Annotated in this window: 18 protein-coding genes and 1 tRNA gene; 6 read left to right on the top strand and 13 right to left on the bottom strand. The window is 56.2% G+C overall.

The annotated features are described in order from the left end of the window. Positions 1 to 55: 55 nt before the first annotated feature. The 4 genes from CPJ18_RS14775 to CPJ18_RS14760 all read right to left on the bottom strand — a co-directional run bounded on the left by CPJ18_RS14775 (position 56) and on the right by CPJ18_RS14760 (position 4598). Positions 56 to 715: a DUF2161 domain-containing phosphodiesterase gene (locus CPJ18_RS14775; RefSeq protein ID WP_103659192.1), complete on the bottom strand. Its 660-nt coding sequence runs from the start codon at positions 713 to 715 to the stop codon at positions 56 to 58. A gap of 103 nt (positions 716 to 818) precedes the next feature. Continuing rightward, complete coding sequence (locus tag CPJ18_RS14770; protein WP_153366974.1) at positions 819 to 1574, bottom strand: bestrophin-like domain; 756 nt, start codon at positions 1572 to 1574, stop codon at positions 819 to 821. Between the two features lie 143 nt (positions 1575 to 1717). Further along, a complete protein-coding gene (locus tag CPJ18_RS14765; RefSeq protein WP_103659190.1) occupies positions 1718 to 4123 on the bottom strand; it encodes a hybrid sensor histidine kinase/response regulator in 2406 nt (801 codons plus the stop codon). Between the two features lie 148 nt (positions 4124 to 4271). Continuing rightward, positions 4272 to 4598 (bottom strand): hypothetical protein, encoded by a 327-nt coding sequence (locus tag CPJ18_RS14760; RefSeq protein WP_103583925.1) that lies wholly within the window; start codon positions 4596 to 4598, stop codon positions 4272 to 4274. A 227-nt stretch (positions 4599 to 4825) separates the two neighbouring features. Here CPJ18_RS14760 and CPJ18_RS14755 point away from each other — a divergent pair, with 227 nt between their 5' ends. Further along, positions 4826 to 5206 (top strand): response regulator, encoded by a 381-nt coding sequence (locus CPJ18_RS14755; RefSeq protein ID WP_103583924.1) that lies wholly within the window; start codon positions 4826 to 4828, stop codon positions 5204 to 5206. On the opposite strand, the gene CPJ18_RS14750 is transcribed toward CPJ18_RS14755, so the two are convergent. The 4 genes from CPJ18_RS14750 to CPJ18_RS14735 form a co-directional block, all read right to left on the bottom strand. Then, positions 5181 to 6185, bottom strand: coding sequence for a sensor histidine kinase (locus CPJ18_RS14750; RefSeq protein WP_103659189.1), 1005 nt, complete (start codon positions 6183 to 6185; stop codon positions 5181 to 5183). The two genes, CPJ18_RS14755 and CPJ18_RS14750, sit on opposite strands and share 26 nt — an antisense overlap. A gap of 214 nt (positions 6186 to 6399) precedes the next feature. Continuing rightward, positions 6400 to 6609 carry a cold-shock protein gene (locus tag CPJ18_RS14745; protein ID WP_077107564.1) on the bottom strand — a complete coding sequence of 70 codons (210 nt, stop codon included), beginning with the start codon at positions 6607 to 6609 and terminating at the stop codon, positions 6400 to 6402. Positions 6610 to 7011: 402 nt separating this feature from the next. Then, positions 7012 to 7087: transfer RNA gene (locus CPJ18_RS14740), tRNA-Lys, on the bottom strand. Between the two features lie 162 nt (positions 7088 to 7249). Next, positions 7250 to 7501: a GlsB/YeaQ/YmgE family stress response membrane protein gene (locus CPJ18_RS14735; protein ID WP_077120778.1), complete on the bottom strand. Its 252-nt coding sequence runs from the start codon at positions 7499 to 7501 to the stop codon at positions 7250 to 7252. A gap of 144 nt (positions 7502 to 7645) precedes the next feature. Here CPJ18_RS14735 and CPJ18_RS14730 point away from each other — a divergent pair, with 144 nt between their 5' ends. The 3 genes from CPJ18_RS14730 to trmFO all read left to right on the top strand — a co-directional run bounded on the left by CPJ18_RS14730 (position 7646) and on the right by trmFO (position 14634). Next, complete coding sequence (locus tag CPJ18_RS14730) at positions 7646 to 10207, top strand: mechanosensitive ion channel family protein (protein ID WP_167397909.1); 2562 nt, start codon at positions 7646 to 7648, stop codon at positions 10205 to 10207. A 166-nt stretch (positions 10208 to 10373) separates the two neighbouring features. After that, entirely contained in the window at positions 10374 to 12887 is a 2514-nt protein-coding gene (locus CPJ18_RS14725) for a GcvT family protein (RefSeq protein WP_103659187.1), read from the top strand. 274 nt (positions 12888 to 13161) lie between these two features. Continuing rightward, on the top strand, positions 13162 to 14634 hold the full coding sequence (gene trmFO, locus CPJ18_RS14720) for a methylenetetrahydrofolate--tRNA-(uracil(54)-C(5))-methyltransferase (FADH(2)-oxidizing) TrmFO (RefSeq protein WP_103659186.1): 1473 nt from the start codon (positions 13162 to 13164) through the stop codon (positions 14632 to 14634). On the opposite strand, the gene CPJ18_RS14715 is transcribed toward trmFO, so the two are convergent. The 5 genes from CPJ18_RS14715 to yajC all read right to left on the bottom strand — a co-directional run bounded on the left by CPJ18_RS14715 (position 14583) and on the right by yajC (position 19427). Further along, complete coding sequence (locus tag CPJ18_RS14715) at positions 14583 to 15080, bottom strand: hypothetical protein (RefSeq protein WP_244554428.1); 498 nt, start codon at positions 15078 to 15080, stop codon at positions 14583 to 14585. The two genes, trmFO and CPJ18_RS14715, sit on opposite strands and share 52 nt — an antisense overlap. Positions 15081 to 15173: 93 nt before the next feature. After that, complete coding sequence (locus tag CPJ18_RS14710; RefSeq protein ID WP_103659185.1) at positions 15174 to 16022, bottom strand: phytoene/squalene synthase family protein; 849 nt, start codon at positions 16020 to 16022, stop codon at positions 15174 to 15176. A 14-nt stretch (positions 16023 to 16036) separates the two neighbouring features. Then, the gene (locus tag CPJ18_RS14705; protein ID WP_077120770.1) at positions 16037 to 16429 is read right to left on the bottom strand and encodes an Mth938-like domain-containing protein; all 393 of its coding nucleotides are present in this window, start codon (positions 16427 to 16429) and stop codon (positions 16037 to 16039) included. After that, a complete protein-coding gene (secDF, locus tag CPJ18_RS14700; RefSeq protein WP_077120768.1) occupies positions 16429 to 18993 on the bottom strand; it encodes a protein translocase subunit SecDF in 2565 nt (854 codons plus the stop codon). The genes CPJ18_RS14705 and secDF overlap by 1 nt, the downstream gene beginning before the upstream one ends. Positions 18994 to 19070: 77 nt before the next feature. Further along, positions 19071 to 19427: a preprotein translocase subunit YajC gene (yajC, locus tag CPJ18_RS14695; RefSeq protein ID WP_077106806.1), complete on the bottom strand. Its 357-nt coding sequence runs from the start codon at positions 19425 to 19427 to the stop codon at positions 19071 to 19073. A gap of 221 nt (positions 19428 to 19648) precedes the next feature. Here yajC and CPJ18_RS14690 point away from each other — a divergent pair, with 221 nt between their 5' ends. Together CPJ18_RS14690 and CPJ18_RS14685 are read left to right on the top strand one after the other, a co-directional pair. Then, the gene (locus tag CPJ18_RS14690; protein ID WP_103659322.1) at positions 19649 to 20521 is read left to right on the top strand and encodes an ATP-binding protein; all 873 of its coding nucleotides are present in this window, start codon (positions 19649 to 19651) and stop codon (positions 20519 to 20521) included. 185 nt (positions 20522 to 20706) lie between these two features. Further along, positions 20707 to 21606 (top strand): TIGR04086 family membrane protein, encoded by a 900-nt coding sequence (locus CPJ18_RS14685; protein ID WP_103659184.1) that lies wholly within the window; start codon positions 20707 to 20709, stop codon positions 21604 to 21606. Positions 21607 to 21637 lie beyond the last annotated feature (31 nt).

Here is a 21637-nt window from a genome sequence, read left to right as displayed (position 1 = left end):
AAAAACGTCCATATAAGGAGATATTACGGTGTGCGGCGGTTCGCATCGTACCGCGTCATAAAATCTCCGTCTGAGGCCACCGGATGAGCGCATCTCGACCGGCATCCGTCAAGCCATAGACGCCTTTTTCCAACCGCTCGAACCACCCATAGACGTTCGACAACAGTATCTTTCCGGCTTCAGGAACAGATGCCCTGACATCACGGACGCGTAACGGTCCCGCGACCAGAACTGCGGCGCAGCCCAACGCCTGCTGACGATAGGCCGTCATCACAGGCTTGCGTGTACTGCCGCCAAGCGCGGGATCACCGCGTCTTTTCTGGTGTTCGCGCACAAGTCTTGAGCGTCGCTTCGGGTTGGTCCGCGGCATGGGTGATATCGAGGCGACGATGATGCTAACGCCGCCACGGTCGGATATGCCGAGCATGCCTATGCCAAGCCGACGGCATAAATCTCGATAGCGTTTATCCGCTTCGCGTCCCCTGCCCTTGGCCGATATTTTCGCAGCGATCCACACCTCGTCCGCTATTGCAGCCCTGTCGACAGCCTGAAGAATGACCTCCAGATTGAAGGTCATTTTCAGCTCGCAGATCACGACGACTGGCGGTTCATCACCGTTGATGCCAACAAGGTCGCATCCGCTGACCTCTCCTTTGACCGAATATCCTGCGGTCTCCAGAAAAGCTTTTACGGGCAGATAGAGGGACGTTTCCATGCGGCTAACGATCGGAATCAGGAATCATTCGATGAGTATATAGCCGTAGACGAAGAGGTTGACACGCGCTGACATCACCCAGTCGTCGATATGTACGCCATCGTCATGATCGCACCTCGGCCAAGGCCCGCCTCAGCGGTTCGTCGGAAACCTGAATAAATCCCCGGAACGGAATGTCCATGTCCAGTACGAGATAAAAGGCGGACGCAAGCAGCCCTGCGGCGATGACAAAACTTGTGACGACGATGGCGTTTCTGGGTGCCCGGTAACCAAAGCTTCCGAAGATGAGAACCAACCACGCTACCAATATGCCAACCAGCGGCATTGGGATGACACCCTCGGATTGCTCGATGATCGTCCAGCGCTGCTCTACGATACGCTGAAACTGCCGCCGGATATCTGATGCTAGGTCCTGATGATACTGCTCTACCGGTTGAATAGTCATGAGGACATCGGACAGGCGATCCAAGGCTGCTCCTGCGGGGTCCGAGACACCTTTCAAACTATCGTCGGCCCGTGTCGGATGTTCGATTGCCTGCTGGATATAATCCGTCAGCGACTGCCGGGCCTCTCTTGCACCAATGCCGTAGCTCCGGAGCGAGTGATCGAGCAAAATCAGATTGGTGGCGTAGGAATGTGAATTTGCGTTCACCGTTTCGAACGTATTCTTCGATGAGTTGATCATCAGGCCGAAAACCAGCGATGTCATGACGACGAAGATATTGGCGACCAGGCGGATCACCGCGTTGGTTTCATCATCCTTGTGATGGGCAGACAGGCGTGGAGAAATTACCATGGCACCAAGCGATGCTGCCAAGAGGCACGCGAAGACTGCCAGAGCCAACCAGAATTCAGTCATCACCGATTCCAGGTTCCAAGGCGCAATCTCGATGTCCCAAGAACTGTGTAAAGATGCACATGTGGCATTCCTTCCAACACAAAATCTGATTTGCGTAAGCAGTCCCGTCTAGGTGACGTCGGTCACGGCAAAGAGGCCAACCTTTAGGAGCGAGCACCGACCAGATGCTTTATCTTCTCAGAGAACACATCCATTTGGAAAGGTTTCGTCAGAACATGCATGCCATGATCGAGATCACCGTGATTGAGAACGGCGCTCTCGGCATAACCCGTGATAAAAAGCACCGCCAGCTCTGGCCGTGAGACGCGGGCGGCTTCAGCCAGTTGACGGCCATTGATCCCGTTGGGCAAGCCTACGTCGGTCACGAGCAGATCGATCACACGATCGGAGTTGAGAATTTCCAAGGCGGATCGACCATCGTCAGCTTCCAGAACCGTATAACCAAGCTCTTGAAGCTGTTCAGCCGCGATCATCCGTACCAGTGGTTCATCATCAACGACCAGGATCGTTTCGCGTCCGCTCGATTGCGCTGATAGCGACTGCGGAGTGCCGTGGCTGTCCTCGACAGGAAGGTCGGTGCCGTGACGCGGCAGGTAGATAGCGATCGTGGTTCCCCTGCCGATCTCGGAGTCTATATGAACCGCACCATCGGATTGCCCGGCAAATCCATGCACCATCGACAGTCCAAGCCCCGTTCCCTGCCCTATGGGCTTCGTCGTGTAGAACGGGTCGAATGCTCGAGACATCACCTCGTGAGACATACCCGTGCCAGTGTCCCTTACGCACAGCGACACATACGGGCCAGCCTTGAGGCCTCGCTCTTTGGCCAGGCGTTCGTCCAGCCACAGGTTCTCGGTCTCGATGATGATCTTGCCGCCTTCCGGCATGGCATCGCGGGCATTGATGCACAGGTTGAGCAAGGCATTTTCAAGCTGCCCGGCATCAACGAAGGTTGTCCAAAGCCCATCCGCAGCGTCGGTCTCGACTTCTATGCTCGGCCCGATACTGCGATGGACAAGTTCAAGCATGCCATGAACGAGGCTGTTCAGATTGGTGGGTTTGGGATCAAGCGTCTGACGGCGCGAGAATGCGAGAAGTCTCTGTGTCAGCGCAGCGGCACGCTTGGTGGCGCCGCTTGCTCCAACGAGGTATCGATCCAGCTCGCCTACGCGTCCTTGAGACAGACGCGTCGACATCATCTCCAGACTTCCGCTGATACCCGCCAGTATGTTGTTGAAATCATGGGCCAGTCCACCAGTCAGTTGGCCGATTGCCTCGATCTTTTGCGCCTGCCGCAACTGCTCCTGTGCATCAGCAAGCTCTGCTTCGCGAGCCTTGTATTCGGAAAGATCCCGACCGACGGCGATGAAGTTTACGTTGTCTGCTTCAGGTGACACGGTCCAGTCGATGGGTGTCCAGACCCCGGTTTTGGTCAATATACGGTTCTCGAACCTCGTCGGCTGACCCGTTACTGCCATTTTCGAGAGTGCCGCCGTCGTGCGCGGCACATCGTCTGGATGAATGATGTCGGCATAGGGGTTGGTCAGAAGCTCGTGTTCAGTCCAGCCCAGAACGGCGGTCCAAGCAGGATTGACCGCCGACATTTCTCCAGCATAATTAGCGCGAGCCAACATGTCCTGCGAAAGACGCCACAGTTGATCGCGCTCGGCAAGCGCCGTTTTCTCATCGGTGATGTCACGAATGATGCAGTAGATCTTGCCGTTATCAGGGACACAAACCCACGAAAACCAACGATGTCCACCGTCTTTCGTCCGGTAACGGTTTTCGACCTCGACCACCGCCTCGCCACCGACAAGCGTATCGAGAGCCGCCTTGGCATCGGGAATGTCGTCAGGATGCAACAGGTCGGTATAGAGAAAGCCGCGCATCTCGTGCGCACTGTATCCAAGCGTCTTGCCCCAGGCAGGATTGGTAGCCAGGAAACGGCCGTCCAAGCTGACGACAGCGAGCATGTCGGGATTAATGTTCCAGCTCGTGCCCTGCTCGATAACCCGTTCCAGGACTTGACGCTCGAGGTCTTCGTTCAGTTCCTGAAGCTGCTTTGCGGCCTTCACGCGTTCGGATGTATCTCTAACAATGGCAAATACGCCAACTGTCACGCCTTCGTCGTCAACCACGGGTGAATAGTCGAGGTCCAGCCACATATCTTCTGGCACGCCATTTCTAAAAAGCGTGAATTCCTGATCTTTATAGGACAGCGTTACACCGGCCATAGCCGTGTTCATCACGTTGTCGTTGAACTCGAACGCCTCAGGCCAACCTTCACGGAGCTTGGCTCCCAACAATGCCGGATGGCGCTTACCCGCAACCACCCTATAGGCGTCGTTGTAGATCATCACACCGTCTTCGCCCCACAGTGTCGCTATCGCAACTGGAGACCGCAGCATCATCGCCACCGTCGTCCTGACCGTGGGACTCCAATGCTCGATCGGTCCCAGCGCAGTCGCAGACCAATCGAATCGACGGATGAGATCGGCCGTCTCGCCTGTATCTGGCAAATAGGACGGCCGATTAGAACCAGCATGCATTCAGAACTCCATACGAAAAAGCCACCCTTGAGCTTTTAACGGTGTTTTCCTTTTCCCTGCAACGGGTGTTTCTAATAAAGAGATGCGTGCTCTCGGATTTGCCCTACCGCGACATCACGGGGCCAACGCTGTGAAATGAGCAAATCGCTCAATCGAACAGGCCGAGCTTTCCGGCCGCTGCATTTGCCTCATCCATCGAAGCGTCGAGCGTTGCTTTCAGGATGCGCAGTTCCGCCGTTAGCCGGGGACTTAGCTGAAGCTTTTGCCAATCGACAAGTTTTTGCTGCCATTCAGCGATTTCGACAATGAGCTTGCGAGACGTCGTCGACGTTTCCGGGTTGACCAACTTGGCGGCACGCTCTGCGTTTTCAGAGAGTTCCACAAGTTCGACAGTGTGGACGATCCACTCAGGCAGCGCGAGGCGCAGCGTTGAGATTTCAGACACGATCGGCTCATCGGCGATATAATCGGTCATGGAATTCCTAATTTTTTGGGGGGTGACGTTTTCAATCATCAAGTAACGTCTTGCGTAGAGACAACAAGGCGCGACGGTGTTTGTTCCATATGCACCAGAATTGCCTGTCGCCTCGACGTTTCAGCAACGGTCGACCCGTCAAAACCAAGCCTTGCACCGAGGTAAGCTGTTTTCGCGCGGAACGTTTGATACTCTCAGGTGTTGATCATGAATTCCGGGAGAGTGTGATGCGCAAAGTGCTTGTGGTGGACGACGAAGCGTTAATCCGAATGACAGTCATAGACGCATTGGAGGATGCGGGTTTCACCGTTATCGAAGCCGGAACAGCCGATGAAGCGCTCGATATCATCGAGGAACAGGCAATCCATTTTCTATTTACCGATATTCAAATGCCCGGCACGAACTCAGGTGTCGATCTCGCTCACGAGGTAGCAACCCGTTTTCCAGATGCAGGGATCATCGTTGCTTCAGGCCGGGTCAGATCGGATGACATAGATCTACCGCCTTCAGCCGAATTCCTCTCGAAGCCCTATGATCTTGACCATATCGTCAAGCGCTTCAAAACTCTGACGACCAGCGACCCTACGACGACAACCGAGCGCCGCTGATACGCAAGGTAACCAAGAGACCTTCCTTGGACCAGTCGTGCTCTAGGGTTCCGCCCAGATTGCCTGCCAATGTTCTGTGAAGCAGCTTGCTGCCATATCCGCCGTCACCAGTGGGTTTTTCCACCTCTGGTCCGCCGCGCTCTGTCCACCGGATTTCGATAGTATCTCCTTTGATTGTACCTGAGACGTCGAGCACGCCTTCGGGTACGGACAAAGATCCGTATTTCATCGCGTTCGTTGCCAGCTCGTGGATGACCAGCGCCAGGCCTGTGGCCGCGTTTTCTCCAACGCCAAGGCGCGGTACGGCAACCCTGATCCGTCCCGCAAATGCTCCACCATGGTCATAAGGAGCCAGGAGCACGGTGAAAATGTCTCCAAGAAGCGCTGCATTGCCGTTTCCATGCGGCAGAGGTCTGACAAGGTCATGCGCACGTCCAAGCGCCGCCAGTCGACTGGTCAGCTGCTCGGTCATCTCCTCCAGAGAGCTCGATGAACGTGAGGTGATCTTGGTCAGTCCCGAGGCAATCGCCAGAAGGTTTTTGACGCGGTGGCTCATCTCGCCGGCCAAGAGCTCGTGGCTTTCCTCGGCATTTTTTCGTAAAGTGACATCGAGAAAGATGCCCGACATCTTACGATCTTTGATCCCCTCATCATTTCCCTGTCCGCGTGCTGATATCCAGCGAACATCCGCGCCAACCAGAATACGGAAGTCGATTTCATAGGGACCGACAACGGCTCTCGTCGCGGTGAAGGCCTCCCTCACCCGATCCCGGTCGGCAGGGTGAATTTTCTCCGACAGGCGCTCGAAGGTAAGCGGCTCACCTTTGCTAACGCTCCAAAGCTCGTAGCCATGGCCGTCCATTAAAAGTTCGTCGGTGTCTACCTGCCAGGACCAAAGCCCCACCCCAGCTGCCGCCAAGGCCCCGCGGAGTTCCTCGGACGACCATTTGGAATGATTGAAGCTGTGGTCCTTCGTCATGATCAGGCTCTCTCACGCGTTTTCACGGTCGGCTTGCTCGAAGCGATCAGCTCTCGTTCCCTTTTCGCCATTCTCTCCGTATGCGGGAGCGAAAATGGCCAAAAGCGACTTCGAGATGCTTAAAATGAAAAAGGCCGGACAAATGTCCGGCCTTTTCAAAAACTAGCTTCCAACAATGCCAGTACATCCGTGGTCAAAGTAGAAGCTGTTCAAATTAGGCAGCCTGGAGGTTGCAGGCCGACATCTTGCCGGACTTGTTGTCGCGCTCGAGGTCGTAGCCGATCTTCTGACCTTCCACGATTTCGCGCATTCCAGCGCGCTCGACAGCAGAAATGTGCACGAATGCATCTTCGCCGCCGTTGTCAGGCTGAATGAAGCCGAAGCCCTTAGTGGAATTAAACCATTTTACTGTGCCTGTGGTCATAATGAACCCTTTCAAAGCATAAGTGTGGGATCGCGAAGCGATAAGCTTCACGACGATGATAGCGATAGTTTTGAAATGAAAGTTCGTTCTGGCGCGGTGCCAATCGCGCGGTAACCAAAGTTCAGCAAGCAAAAGATCGATAAACCCTTAATAGAGGTCACTATCGCATGTGTCAACTTTTAGTTTTACCCGTGAGTAAACATATCGATCTCTGGTTCTCAGGGTCGGGGCAACCTTGTAGATCGCAGGCTCGCTCAAGCGACCGCGTACACATCATGTGTTTAGAAAAAAGCAGGTGTAACTTCAGGGGGTAAGCATATGACTTGTCGCACAACCAAAACAGTTTCACGCTTTGATCGTTGTCTGATCAAAGCGTCACAACATACTGATTATGAGAAAGAATGGTGGGTGATGTAGGGCTCGAACCTACGACCCGCTGATTAAGAGTCAGCTGCTCTACCAACTGAGCTAATCACCCGCCGCCCGCCGTCTGGCGGTGTGACTGGGCGTATAAAGAGGAACATTCTGATTGTCCAGCGTGGAAATGAAATTTCTTCGATTTTTACGTCGGAAAAATGACAGCCACGCTGGAAAAGCCTTGAGGCCCCGGCTTTTTACGACCGGATCATTTTTTACCCTATCAACGCCTGAAAGCCCTTGCGATGGCAATCAGTATACATGCGCCGATGAAGCCTGCGATAAGATATCCGATCCAGCCCGTGAGGACCACGCCGAATACCGCCAGAATCGCGTTGGCGACGATCGCACCCACGATTCCCAGAATGATGTTCATGAAAACACCCATATTGCTCTTCATGAACTGTTCGGCGAGCCAACCGGCTATGCCACCAATGATGATTGCGGCGATCCAGCCAATACCTGCAGATTCCATGATTTCCTCCTAGGTTGCTACACAATCATATTTGGCGATTCTAATGTTTTCTTCAAGGTGGTGTCGTGCGCTGACCACCTTGAAACCTTTTATTCGCGAGCTAACGTCGCGCAGCGATTCGGAAAGATCAGAAGGGCATTCACAATGACATCATCAATACGGCAGTACCGGCTCTTGCCGATCCTGTTTGCTTTTGTGGCCCTTTGGATAGCTCCGGCACAGATGGCTCTGGCACAGATGCCAGACCAGATCAGCGAAGATGCGGCCCTACCCGTTGCGCAGAGAGCAGAAGCCCGGCTTGTAAAAGATAAGGCCAGCTTGGCCGATATCACCCAACAGATCGACAACAAGGACAATGACGACACCAAGCTGGTCGATCTGAAAGGCAAAGCAGACGATCTCGCGGGCAACGCCGCCGCCACCGTTGGTCACCTTCGCACGAGACTTGACGAAATCAGCACTCGCATCACCTCGCTGGGGGAGCCACCCAAAGAAGGTCAGCCACCGGAAGCCAGTGTCGTCACCGACGAGCGCACGAAACTGAATGCGGAAAAGTCCCAGATCAACGCGGTGCTGGGTGATGCGGAAAACGTATCTGCCAACGCCGCCCGCCTTTCCAACACCATCACCAACCTTCGCCGACAGCTGTTTGCCGCCACGCTGTTCAAGCGCACGGAAATCTCGCTGCCGGTTCTGGCGGAGGCAGGCAAGGAATTCGGCGGCGAGATTGCCTCGCTCAGCAGTTCGATGACCGGTTGGGCGATATTCGTCTGGAATTACAAACGCGTGTCGATGTTCGGTGCCGTTACGCTTTCCGTCATGGCCGCGCTGCTGTTCATGGTCGGCGGGTACAAACTGCTGGGACACAGGATGGAACGGCGCGCCTTTTCGGGTGAGCCATCCTATTTGCGGCGTTTGTCGGTGGCGTTCTGGTCTACACTGGTCCAGTCCATGTCCGTCTTCCTGTTCATGTCGGCGTCGGCATTTCTTCTCGATAATTTCGGTGTTTTGCGACCGGACATCGCTCCGATCTTTTTCGTCGCGATGTATATCGTCGCCTTCGTTTATTTCGTGTCGCGACTGACATACGCGATCTTTTCGCCGACACAGCCGGAATGGCGTCTCCTCAACGTGTCCACGCGTGGTGCGCACATCATCTCGTCGGCCATGCTCGTCATGTCGCTTGTCAACGGTCTCGACTATCTCTTCAGCACCATCAGTGAAACTCTGAACTCTCCGTTGATCCTGACAGTCGCAAAAAGCTTCGTCGCATCCATCATCATCGGCATCATTCTGTTTGCTCTGTCATTCGTAAAGCCGCTGGCCAGCACGGATATCGACGGGGATGGACGTGATCAACGCATGCCGCGCTGGCTTTCTGCGCTGCTGCGTTTCGGTGGACTGTTGTTGATTGGCGCGTGCCTTACCGGTTATGTCGGTCTGGCTCGGTTTCTGGCCACCCAAATCGTCTCGACCGGCGCTGTCATAGCCACCATGTATATCGGCATTCTCTCGGGCCGCGCCATTTCCAAACAGGGTGTCTTTGCAGAAACACTGGTGGGCCGCTACCTCGGCAGACGTTTCGGGCTTGGCCCCGTGCCGTTGGACCAAGCCGGTCTGGCTGCAGGGCTTGGGATTTACTGCGCAGCACTGGCGTTCGGCGTGCCCCTCGTTCTGTTTTCCTGGGGCTTCCAGCCTGGCGACATCGAAAGCTGGGCCTATCGCCTGCTGACCGGCTTCTCGATCGGCAAGACATCCATATCGCTCATCAGCATCATCACCGGTATTTTCGTTTTCGTCGTCGGCTATGCCATTACACGCTGGTTCCAGAAATGGCTGGACAGAAACGTCATGGCACGCGGCCAGGTGGATGCCGGCGTGCGCAACTCTGTTGGAACCGGCATCGGCTATCTCGGCGTCGTCGTTGCGGCCATCTTCGGCATTTCGTCCGCCGGACTTGATCTTTCAAGCCTCGCGCTCGTTGCTTCCGCCTTGTCGGTGGGTATCGGTTTCGGCTTGCAGAACATCGTGTCGAACTTCGTCTCCGGCCTCATTCTTCTGGTCGAACGCCCCTTCAAGGTGGGCGACTGGGTGGTGACGGGTACTGTCGAAGGCACAGTCAAGCGGCTGTCCGTGCGCGCGACCGAGATCGAAACCTTCCGAGGCCAATCGATCATCGTTCCCAACTCGGAATTCATCAATTCCTCCGTCGGCAACTGGACCCACAGAAACCGCATCCAGCGGGCCGAAATTCCTGTCTCCGTTTCCTATGAGACGGATCCGCAGCGCGTGATGGATATTCTGCTGGAACTGGTGAAAAAGCAGACGCCGGTTCTGCGCAACCCTGAACCGCATGTAGAATTCCTGCGCTTCGGTGATTTCTCGCTGGATTTCGAGCTGCGTTTTCATCTGGCCGATCTATCGCACGGCCTCACGGTCAAAAACAGTTTGCGCATGGCCATTCTCACAAGGTTCCGTGAAGAGGGCATCGAAATTGCTACGCCGCAACGCAACGTCAACATCCATGTGGATGGTCAGGCCAACCCAAAGCTTTTGTCCGCCATCATGTCGGAAGAAGGTGAGAAGGCGATCGTGTCGAAAGCAACTTCGACGGCAAGAGAACCATCGGCAAATGAAGCCGCAGAAACGGATGGGCAAAGCCAAGACAAGCCAGCTGCGAAGTCCGCTGGAGGCAAGCGGAATTAGCACCGTCCCGCAATTGAAAAACGTCAAAAGGCTCGCCGTCGCGGCGAGCCTTTTGCATGTCGTAATCAGGCGTTTGAGCAACGGTGCGACATTGCATAGTCTGGCCCAAACTGGTTCGATAAAGCCCGCATAAAGCGGGCAAAAATGCCTTAAGGGGACTTGCATCATGAAGACACATGCGCGGGCGGTGGTGATCGGTGGCGGCGTCGTCGGTGTTTCGACGCTCTATCATCTGGCCAGGAAGGGCTGGAGCGATGCTGTTCTGATCGAGCGCAAGGAGTTGACATCCGGGTCCACCTGGCATGCCGCAGGCCTGCTGCCCCTGTTCAACATGAGCTATTCCGTTGGCCAGATCCACAAATATTCGGTGAAGTTCTACGAGGAGCTTCAGGAAGAAACCGGCATGAATGTCGGCTTCTCCAAGGTCTCCAATATTCGTCTCGCCCGCACCAAGGATCGCTGGGACGAATACATGTATTACGCCGGCATTGCCGAAACCATCGGCGTCAACGTCAAGATGCTGACACCGGAAGAGGTCAAAGAGGTCTGGCCGCTGTGCGAGACCGATGGTCTGCTCGGCGCGATCCAGCACCCTGACGATGGCTACATCCAGCCAGCAGACCTCACGCAGGCGCTTGCCAAGGGCGCGCGCGACCGTGGGGCTACCATCTATCGCAACACGTCAGTCACCGCGCTGGAGCAGCTTGATGATGGTCACTGGAAGGTGACGACGGATAAGGGCGAGATCATTGCCGAGCACGTCATTTCCTGTACCGGCAACTTCGCCCGCAAGACCGGTGAAATGGTGGGCATTAACATTCCCGTCATTCCGGTCGAGCACCAATATATCGTCACCGAACCGCACCCGGCCATTCTGGAACGTCGCAAACAGGGCCTGCCGGAGATGGGTGTTCTGCGCGAATCCGATAGCGCCTGGTATATGCGCGAAGAAGCAGGCGGCCTCATTCTTGGTCCCTACGAGGTCGGCGCACCCGTCTGTTATGTCGATGGTCCCTCGGACCAGAGCGAATACGAGCTGTTCCAGGAAGAGCTCGACCGGCTGATGCCGCATATCGAAGCGGCTATTGCCCGCGTTCCTGCCTTTGGCGAAGTCGGCATCAAGAAAGTTTATAACGGCGCCATCGCCTACACACCCGACGGTAACCCGATTATCGGCCCTGCCCCCGGCCTCAAGAATTTCTGGCTAAACGAAGGTCACTCTTTCGGCATCACCGCCGCTGGTGGCGCTGGCTGGCAGCTGGCGGAATGGATTGTCGATGGCGAACCGACGCTCGACCTGATGGGTGTCGATCCGCGCCGCTTCGGCCCCTACGCGACAGAAGGCTACCTCATCGCAAAGAACGAAGAAGCATATGCCAACGTTTTCACCATGCACTATCCGGATGAAGAACGCTCCGCCGCCCGCCCCCTTAAGACGACACCGATCTATGATCGCTTGAAGAAGCTCGGCGGTGTCTTCGGCTCCGTCTATGGCTGGGAGCGCGCCAATTGGTTCGTGCCGGAAGGTTACTCATTGAAGCCTGAGGAGCTCGGCGTCGGGGCTGACGTCATCACCAACCACAACCACGCGCCTGCTCTGGATGATGGCCGCATCGTCGAAAAATGGTCGTTCCGCCGTTCGAATTATTTCGAGCATGTCGGCAATGAGGTGAAACACGTCCACGAAAATGTCGGCGTGCTGGATATGTCGGCCTTCGCCAAGATGGAAGTCGCCGGCCCCGGCGCACGCACATGGCTGGACTCGATCCTCGCCAACGCCATTCCCAAGAAACGTGGACGCATCGCGCTGACGCACCTTCTGACAAAGGATGGCGGCGTGAAGGCGGAGTTCACGGTCTATGAATGGGCACCGGGCCGTTTCTACCTCGTCTCCGCCGGTGGTCTGGAAACCCATGACCATGACGTCTTGAGACGCCTTGCGCCGACCGATGGCTCCGTCGTGTTGCAGCCGATTACGCAGAAATACGGCGTACTGGCGCTGGCCGGCCCCAAGTCCCGTGAGGTGTTGAAAAAGCTGACCCGCACAAGCCTCGACAACAAGGATTTCCCGTGGCTGACCGCCAAGGAAATCTCGGTTGGCGTGGCAACGGCCCATGCACTGCGCGTCAACTTCGTCGGCGAGCTTGGCTGGGAACTGCATCACCCAATCGAAATGCAGACCTATATCTTCGACCGCCTGATGGAAGCCGGTGCCGAATTCGGCATCAAGCCTTTCGGCATTCGTGCGATGGTCTCCATGTCGCTGGAAAAATCCTACCGCAACATGGGCCGCGAACTCTCCGTCGAATATAACGCCTACACGTCAGGCCTCGACCGCTTCATCAAGCCGGAAAAACAGTTCATCGGCCGTGATGCCGTGGTGGCTGGCAAGGAACAGGGCCTGAAGTGGATTTTCTCGACACTCGTGGTGACAGGAAATACAACGGTCGATACGCGCGGCTCGGAAGCGATATACGACGCCACAGGCGAGGTCGTCGGTCGCGCCACCTCCGGCGGCTTCGGCTGGCGTATTGGCAAGTCGCTGGCACTTGCGATGCTATCGCCAGATCACTCAGCCATCGGCACGAAGCTCAAGATCAAGATTCTCGGCGATCTCTATGATGCGGAAGTCGTCGGCGAAAGCCCGTTCGACCCTGACAACGTGGTGCTGCGGGCTTAGGTCTGTTGCACCTCGCCTAAGTCCGTCATCCTCGGGCTTGACCCGAGGATCTGAAGAACCCCAACATTCAACGTGGATAGACCCTCGGGACAAGCCCGAGGGTGACGGCCTTATCGTTCCGTGCTCCCACTACCATCACCGAAAAAGTTTGGCCTCCACCCTCTCCCGTGGTAGTGCATCCGCAAAATTGCCTCCTGAAAAGGACCGGCTTTCAAACCACACAAACATGTCCGCCTGAATGCACTCCAGTGCTGCGTGGCGGTGCGAGTGCGCGATGCAAGACAAGACCTATTCTCCCATTCACGTCATCGGCGGTGGCCTGGCCGGTTCAGAGGCCGCTTGGCAGATTGCCCAGGCTGGCATTCCCGTTATTTTGCATGAGATGCGCGGCGTGCGCGGCACGGATGCGCATCAGGGCGATTCGCTGGCGGAACTCGTTTGTTCAAATTCCTTCCGATCCGACGACGCGACAGCCAATGCCGTTGGCGTCATCCATGCGGAAATGCGGCTTGCGGGTTCGCTGATCATGGCATGCGCCGACAAACACAAGGTGCCGGCCGGTAGCGCACTTGCCGTGGACCGCGATGGCTTTGCCGAAGCGGTGACGGCGGCACTCGAAGCGCATCCGCTGGTGACTGTAGTCCGAGAGGAAATTTCCGGCCTGCCGCCGAAGGAGTGGGACAACACAATCATCGCGACTGGACCGCTGACCTCACCCGCTCTTGCTGCATCCATTCAGGCCGAGACCGGCGAGGATGCGCTGGCCTTTTTCGACGCTATCGCTCCCATCGTCCACCGTGACAGCATCAATATGGATATCTGCTGGTACCAGTCGCGCTACGACAAGGTCGGCCCTAGCGGTAACGGCAAAGACTATATCAACTGCCCGCTCGATCAGGAGCAGTACAACGCCTTCATCGACGCACTTGTGGCCGGTGATACGGTGGGCTTCAAGGAATGGGAAGGCACGCCTTATTTTGATGGCTGCCTGCCTATCGAGATCATGGCGGAGCGCGGACGCGAAACGTTGCGCCATGGCCCGATGAAGCCCATGGGCCTGACCAATTCTCATAACCCAACCGTCAAGGCCTATGCCGTCGTCCAGCTTCGGCAGGACAATGCGCTTGGCACGCTCTACAATATGGTCGGGTTCCAGACGAAGCTGAAATACGGCACACAGGCGGATATTTTCCGCATGATTCCGGGATTGGAAAATGCCGAATTTGCGCGACTCGGTGGCCTGCATCGCAATACCTATATCGATTCGCCGCGCCTGCTGGATCCGTCTCTGAGACTGAAATCGCGCCCATCCGTACGGTTCGCCGGTCAGATCACCGGCTGCGAAGGCTATGTGGAGAGCGCATCGATCGGTCTTCTGACGGGGCGTTTCGCCAGTGCGGAGCGCAAGGGTGAGCAGGTCAACCTGCCTCCGGCCACGACCGCGCTGGGCGCACTGCTGAGCCACATCACAGGCGGCCACCTGTCAACCGACGAAGAACCGGGCAAGCGCTCCTTCCAGCCAATGAACGTCAATTTTGGATTGTTCCCCGATCTGGAACCCGGCTCCATCGTCAAGCCGGAAGGCGTCAAGCGCTTCCGCGGTAAAGACAAGACCATCATGAAACGCCAGTTGATGGCCGTGCGCGCGCTGACGGATTGCGCCGCCTGGCTTGGTGTTCCAGCGCCTGTCTTCGCTCAGGTGGAGGCAGATGGAGACGGCGTCGAATCGGGCGTTTCGGCTGCCTGACGAGTGGGCGCGGCTGGATCAATTTCGGCAGCTTCCAGATAGCTGCCGAGCAGCCATAGCGAGACTTCCGCGGCTTCTCCCACCGTTTTGAACCGGTAGGCACCGCTGTATTTTGGTGTGTCTATAAAGGTCACCACGAAGCCGTCACCGGTCTCCAGATGCTCCACCTGAATACGCTCCGGATCAAGCAGCATGCAGGCGTGGTGCTTGCCCATGTTGCGCATGAACCCGGCCTTGTTGTCATGCAAACGCACGAACACGGCATTTCCATCAATGGTCATGTGCAGACTACGAATTGCTTCTGTGGGAAAGGCCCGTGCGAAATCAAGGATCGCCTGCCCCGTATCGTGACGATCGTCCTCGTCGGGATCCCGCCTCATGCGCAACAGGTAATAGCCAAGCATGCCGACAGGAAAGAGAATGACGATCCAGATTGCGGGGTTCATAGACGTCGCTCCGTGCGGCTGTTCTTGATGGGACGTGACACTCTCATAAGTGCCGGTTCTTAACCACCAAGCCTTGCGCGAATATTGAGCCTGTCAAAACCGTCGCAGGAATGAGGATTTCCCGAGCAGCCACTGGCGGCGAAGCTGAGAGGGCTGGATATCCTGCTCAAACAGATCAGCCCCTGCCCGCCTCGCATCTCCAATCACACGACCGGCCAGAGACACCGGAATGAACGCCGGAAAAACGGCTCTCGGTATCTCTCCCTGCCGGGCTTTCTTCAAATGATCCAGCGCATGCACACAGAATATCTCGATGGCAACAGCGATCCGCGCCGTATCCTTACCTTCCAGAAAACTCTCCCGGTCCAGACCGGCCGCGGCGAGCATATCGAGTGGAATATAAACCTGCCCTCGCCGCCTGTGCAGCGGCATCAACAGCAGCATACCAGCCATGGCCTGCGCCACACCCGCATGGCCCGCGGCTGACGCACTGGTCACCGCATCTGCGGGAGACAGCACTATGCTGGCGAGTTGGATCAGCGCTGACGCCGTTTCCCCGGCATAGCCTTCCAAAGCATTGCGATCTTCAAAAACGTCATCGTAAAGGTCGAAAATCCGCGCCTCGATCATATCGATCAAGGTCTTGCGCGGAAGATTATGTGTGTCGATCGCGTTTAAAAGCGCTGCAGCAACGGGATTTGCCAGACTTTCGCCATGCGGCGTGCCTTCGAGGAGATCACGCCACCACTGCATCCGCACTTCACCGGGAAGCGGCTCGCGGACAAGATCACGAATTCGGGCGATTTCAGCATTGAACGCGTAAAGTGCCGCGAGTGCCGGGCGTTTGTCTTCCGGCGAAAGAAGGCATGCGAGATAGCGATCGCGATCCAGATCACGCAACATGGTCAGGCACGTATCCTTGTCCGCCATCTGTTCCGCCATGACTATTCGCTCTTTCAGCCTTCGACGGCAATCAGTGCTGCCGCAACGGCGCGGGATTCCGAAAGCATGATGTTGTAGGTCCGCACTGCCGCACCGGTGCTCATCGAATCGGCGGAAATACCGGCTTCCTTCAAAGCTGCTCTCAGCTCTTTTGGAATAACGCGCATGGAATCGCCAGTGCCGATCAACAGAAACTCAATGTCACCGGCTTGCTCGATAACCTTGGAGATGTCTTCGACGGCCAGCTTTGTTGCGTCGTCAACGCTCCAGCCGTGAATGCCGGAGGGCAGACAAAGAAGCGAACCGCGATGCGACATGTCGGCAAAACGAAACCCGTAATTGCCATAGGCATCGATGGGTGCCCGGCCGGGAAAATGGGCCGGGCGTATTTCTATACCACTTGCCATCAGACGGCGGGCTTGCCGCCGATAGCGTCACGCTTGGCATCGGCCTTATCGTCTTCGGCATCATTGCCACCTGGACGCAGCTTGAAGGCGATCAGCACCGGCGCTGCGATGTAGACCGACGAGAAGACGCCGATACCAACACCGAATAGCATGGCGAAGGTGAAGGAACGAATGACCTCTCCGCCGAACAGGTAGAGCGACAGCAGCGCCAGCATAACGGTCAGACCCGTCAGGATCGTACGCGACAGGGTCTGGTTCAGCGAAACGTCGATGATCATCGACAACGGCATCTTTTTGTAACGCCGTAGGTTTTCACGAATACGGTCATAGATGACGACGGTATCGTTCAACGAATAACCGATGATCGTCAGGATCGCCGCGATACTGGTGAGGTTGAACTCTATGCCCAGGAAGACGAACAGGCCGATGGTGAACACCACATCGTGGACCATCGAAATGATCGCACCCAGCGCGAACTGCCATTCGAAGCGAATCCAGATGTAGCCCATGATGGCAACCATGGCCAGAACGATACCAATCGTGGAGGTGAAGGTCAGATCACCGGAAACGGCGGGGCCGACCACTTCCACGCGGCGGAAATCGTACTTGTCCTCAAGCTCGCCACGCACCAGCGTAATGGCAGACTGTTCGGCATTCTCGCCGCCTTCCTGCGCCTGAATGCGGATCAACACGTCCTGTGGTGTTCCAAAGCCCTGCGCCTGGATTTCGCCGAGGTTGAGCTGGCTTAGACGGTCACGAATATCTGCAATATCGGCATCGCCCTGCTTTGCCTTCACTTCGATGACCGAGCCGCCCTGGAAATCGATGCCGAGGTTCAGACCCTTGGTGACGAAACCGCCGATACATCCCAGCATCACCACACCGGTGAAGATGAAAACGTAGCGACGATAACGCATGAAGGGGAAGTCTTTACCGTCGAATATGGCGGTGCGGATACCATTCGGAAGGTGCTTCGGACGGCTACGGCGAACCCATACGCCAAACAGCCAGGCTGTCAGCGTGTAAGCCGTGAAGACGGTGGTGACGATACCGACGGCAAGCGTTACGGCGAAGCCCTTGACCGGGCCGGTGCCCATATAGAACAGCACGCTGGCGACGATCAACGTCGTCAGGTTGGCGTCGATGATTGTTGCAAAGGCGCGTGTAAAGCCGTTCTCCAGCGATGAGATCAACGGTTTCCCGCTCCTCACCTCTTCACGGATACGCTCATAGATCAGAACGTTGGAATCCACGGCCATACCGATCGTCAGAACGATACCGGCAATACCCGGCAATGTCAGCGTCGACCCGATGATACTGAGCACAGCCAGCAGCATGACGATGTTGACGATCAGCGCGATGTTCGCCAGCAGGCCGAAGAAGCCGTAGAAAACGAACATGAAGATCACGACGCCAATGGCACCGATGGCGCTGGCCATCAGACCGGCATTGATCGAGTCGCTACCAAGGCTTGGACCGACTGTGCGTTCTTCGACCACGGTCAAAGTGGCAGGAAGCGCACCGGCACGCAGCAGGACCGCGAGGTCGTTTGCGCCCTGAACGGAGAAGTTACCGGAAATCTGGCCGGAACCACCAATGATCGGCTCGCGGATCACGGGTGCGGAAATAACCTGATTGTCGAGGATGATCGCAAATGGCTTGCCGACATTCTGCTGCGTTGCCTGGGCAAAACGCTGTGCGCCACGGCTATCGAAACGGAAAGTGACGACGGGTTCGTTGTTCTGCTGGTTAAAGCTTGCCTGCGAATCGACGAGGTTGTCGCCGGAAACGAGCGCACGGCGTTCCACCAGATAGGGAACCGGTGGATCGTCCTGCGAATACAGAACCTCGGACGTTGCAGGTGGGCGACCATTCAGCGCTTCCTGCACCGGCATGGACGTATCGACCATGCGGAAGGACAGCTTCGCGGTCTGGTTCAAAAGCGACTTCAGACGCTGCGGGTCCTGCAAGCCTGGAACCTGCACGATGATGCGGTCCGAACCCTGACGCTGGATCAAGGGCTCGGTGGTGCCGACTTCATCGACGCGGCGACGAACGACTTCGATGGACTGCGAGACGGCAGAAGACAGGCGATAGTTGATGCCGTCATCCGTCAGGTTGAGACGAAGCAGGCTGTCGCCCGCATCGCTCATGGTCACTTCCGTAATGGAGGTGCCAACCAGGGTACCGGATGAAACCGGCAGCGTCAGATCGCGAAGTGCTGTCTTTGCAGCCTCGTACTGAGCAGGATCGGTAATGCGGACCTGAACCTGCTGGCCATTGCCTGCAAGGCCCGAATATTTGATGTTGGCATCACGCAGCTGGGTGCGCACATCGCCGACGATCGTTTCAAGACGTTCCTTTACGATATCGGAACGCTCGATCTTGAGCATGATGTGGGAACCGCCCTGAAGGTCGAGACCTAGCGTTACCTTATTATCCTTGTACCAGTTCGGCATGCCTTCCAGCTGCTTGTCGGTAAACAGGTTTGGAGAAGCGATAACGACGCTTATAAGCACGGCAAGCCAGATAAAGGCTGTTTTCCAGCGGGAAAAATGAAGCATTTAGGTCTCGGTCAGGGTTGGGTGTCAGAACCCAGGCTGCGTTTGCCGCAACCTGCTTTTTATTATGGAAGCGGCTATTACTTAGCGGCTGCCGGGGCTTCGGTCTTCACCGGCTCACCCTTGACGCGCACTTCTGCAATATAGGTACGCGATGCACGAACCTTGACGCCATCGGCGATTTCGACTTCCAGCTCAGTGTCGTCGATGACCTTGGTCACCTTGCCAACGATGCCGCCGCCGAGAACGACCTGGTCACCACGGCGAATGGCCGTCAGCGTTTCCTGACGCTTCTTCAACTGTGCGCGCTGCGGACGGATCAGGAAGAAGTACCAGACCACCATCAACGGGGCGAACAGGAACAGCATCTCTAGGCCAGACCCGAATGCAGACGGTGTGCCCGTCGCGTCCTGGGCAAAAGCTTGGCTGATAAACATAAAAAACTCCTCAGATTTCGGGCGCAGTCTTAGCCACTGGCCGGCTTTCAAGCCGCCGGAATATAGTTGCGCTTCCTTAGAATGCAACAGACAGACGCCGTGCGCCGTACCGTTTCCACGCCTCATAACCTTTCAAGGCAACAAACACCATGCTAACCCGCAGAAAATCTAGTTTTATGCCGCATCACGCGCGCCACGGATTGTTTGCAGGAGACTTTATGATGTCGTCGGAAGAAACGAATACACTTCTGCTTACTGAAGTAAGACGCCTGGCCGATGCTCTGGAGCGACTGGCCGGCCCGCCGCCTGCCGTAAATGATTGGAATAGTGCGGATTGTTTCGTCTGGGTGCCCGCCAATGCCTGGCTTCAGCCTGTCGCCCGCCCCAACCGTATCGCGCTGCAGCTCATTCGCGGTGTCGATCATGTCCGCGACATTCTGCACGAAAACACTGCGCGTTTTGCCGAAGGCTTTGCGGCTAATAACGTGTTGTTGTGGGGTGCACGCGGCATGGGCAAATCATCGCTGGTCAAAGCCGTTCACGAAGACGTGCGGACTTCGAGTGGCATCTCGCTGAAGCTCGTGGAGGTCCACCGCGAAGATATCCACACACTCCCCGCCCTTATGGATATCATGAAGTCTTCGGATCATCGCATCATCGTCTTTTGCGACGACCTGTCCTTCGACCATGATGATACGGCCTACAAGTCACTCAAGGCTGCGCTGGATGGCGGCATAGAGGGACGTCCAGACAATGTGCTGTTCTACGCAACATCCAACCGTCGCCATCTATTGCCACGCCACATGATGGAGAACGAGCAGTCCACCGCCATCAATCCATCCGAAGCGGTCGAGGAAAAGGTCTCGCTGTCGGATCGTTTCGGTCTGTGGCTCGGCTTCCACAAATGCAGCCAGGAAGACTATCTGACGATGATTGATGGTTATGCCGACTATTTCGACCTTGGCCTTGCTCGTGAGACACTTCATCATGAGGCTTTAGCATGGGCTACAACCCGTGGTGGCCGGTCTGGCCGTGTGGCGTGGCAGTATATTCAGGATATCGCGGGAAAAATGCGTAAAACGATTACCCACTGAGCTCATCGGCAGATATTATTCTTTCGCGACGCAATAAAAACCCCAATTGGTTGAAAATATTCAGCTATAATGATCATTATCTTTTGTAAAAACAATTGGAATTTCCTGTTTGGTGGCGGAACAAACCGATAACCCGCTCGTTTCAGCCGCAGACGCGTAATAGCGTTGTGTAACAGGAGAGCGAAATGACTGATCAGACCGTGTATACAGCATCCCAAACAGGCATTCGTGCTCCTGTATTAAGGGAATCGACTACGAATATTTCTTGGGGCAGCATATTTGCCGGTGTCGCAATCGCGCTTGCCTTGCACCTCATCCTCAACCTTCTCGGCCTTGCAATCGGTGCCGGCGTTATAGACCCCGCACAGAACGATACGCCAACTGCGACATCGCTCTCCATTGGCTCCATCGTATGGATGATCGTCAGCGGCATTATCGCAGCCTTCATCGGCGCTTACGTTGCAAGCCGTCTCTCTGGCCGCGCCGCTCGTACCACTGGCGCACTGCATGGTTTGACATCTTGGGCCGTAACGACGCTAGTCGTATTTTATCTGCTGACCACATCCGTCGGCGCGCTTGTCGGCGGTGCTTTCTCCGGCGTAACAAGCGTGTTCTCTGGTGCAGGCTCGACCATCGCAACTGCCGCGACCACAGCTGCACCATCGCTCGCAACAGCTTCCGATCCTGTTTCGTCCATCGAACAGAGCATTCGTCAGGCAAGTGGCGGCAACGATCCGCAGGCTCTGCGTGATGCGGCAGTCAGCGCTGTTCGTGCTGCCTTGACGGGCGATCAGGCTCAGGCTGAAGATGCACGCAACCGTGCTGCCGACGCTCTGGCCCGCGCTCAGGGTATCCCTGTCGATCAGGCTCGCCAGCAGGTTACCAACTATGAAAACCAGTACAAGCAGGCCGTCGAGCAGGCCAAGGTCCGCGCTACTGAAGCCGCACAGGCGACAGCCACTGCTGTTTCCGCCGGCTCCTATGTGGCCTTTGGCGCATTGCTGCTTGGTGCTGTCGCAGCTCTCTTCGGTGGCAACATCGGTGCTGCTCACACCCAGAGACGCCGTGAAACCGTTATCGAATAATCGCTGACATCGTTCTAAAAGAAATGCCCGC

The sequence above is a fragment of the Agrobacterium rosae genome (assembly GCF_002915175.1).
Taxonomy (GTDB): domain Bacteria; phylum Pseudomonadota; class Alphaproteobacteria; order Rhizobiales; family Rhizobiaceae; genus Agrobacterium; species Agrobacterium rosae.
This window is presented reverse-complemented; position numbering and strand designations above follow the sequence as displayed.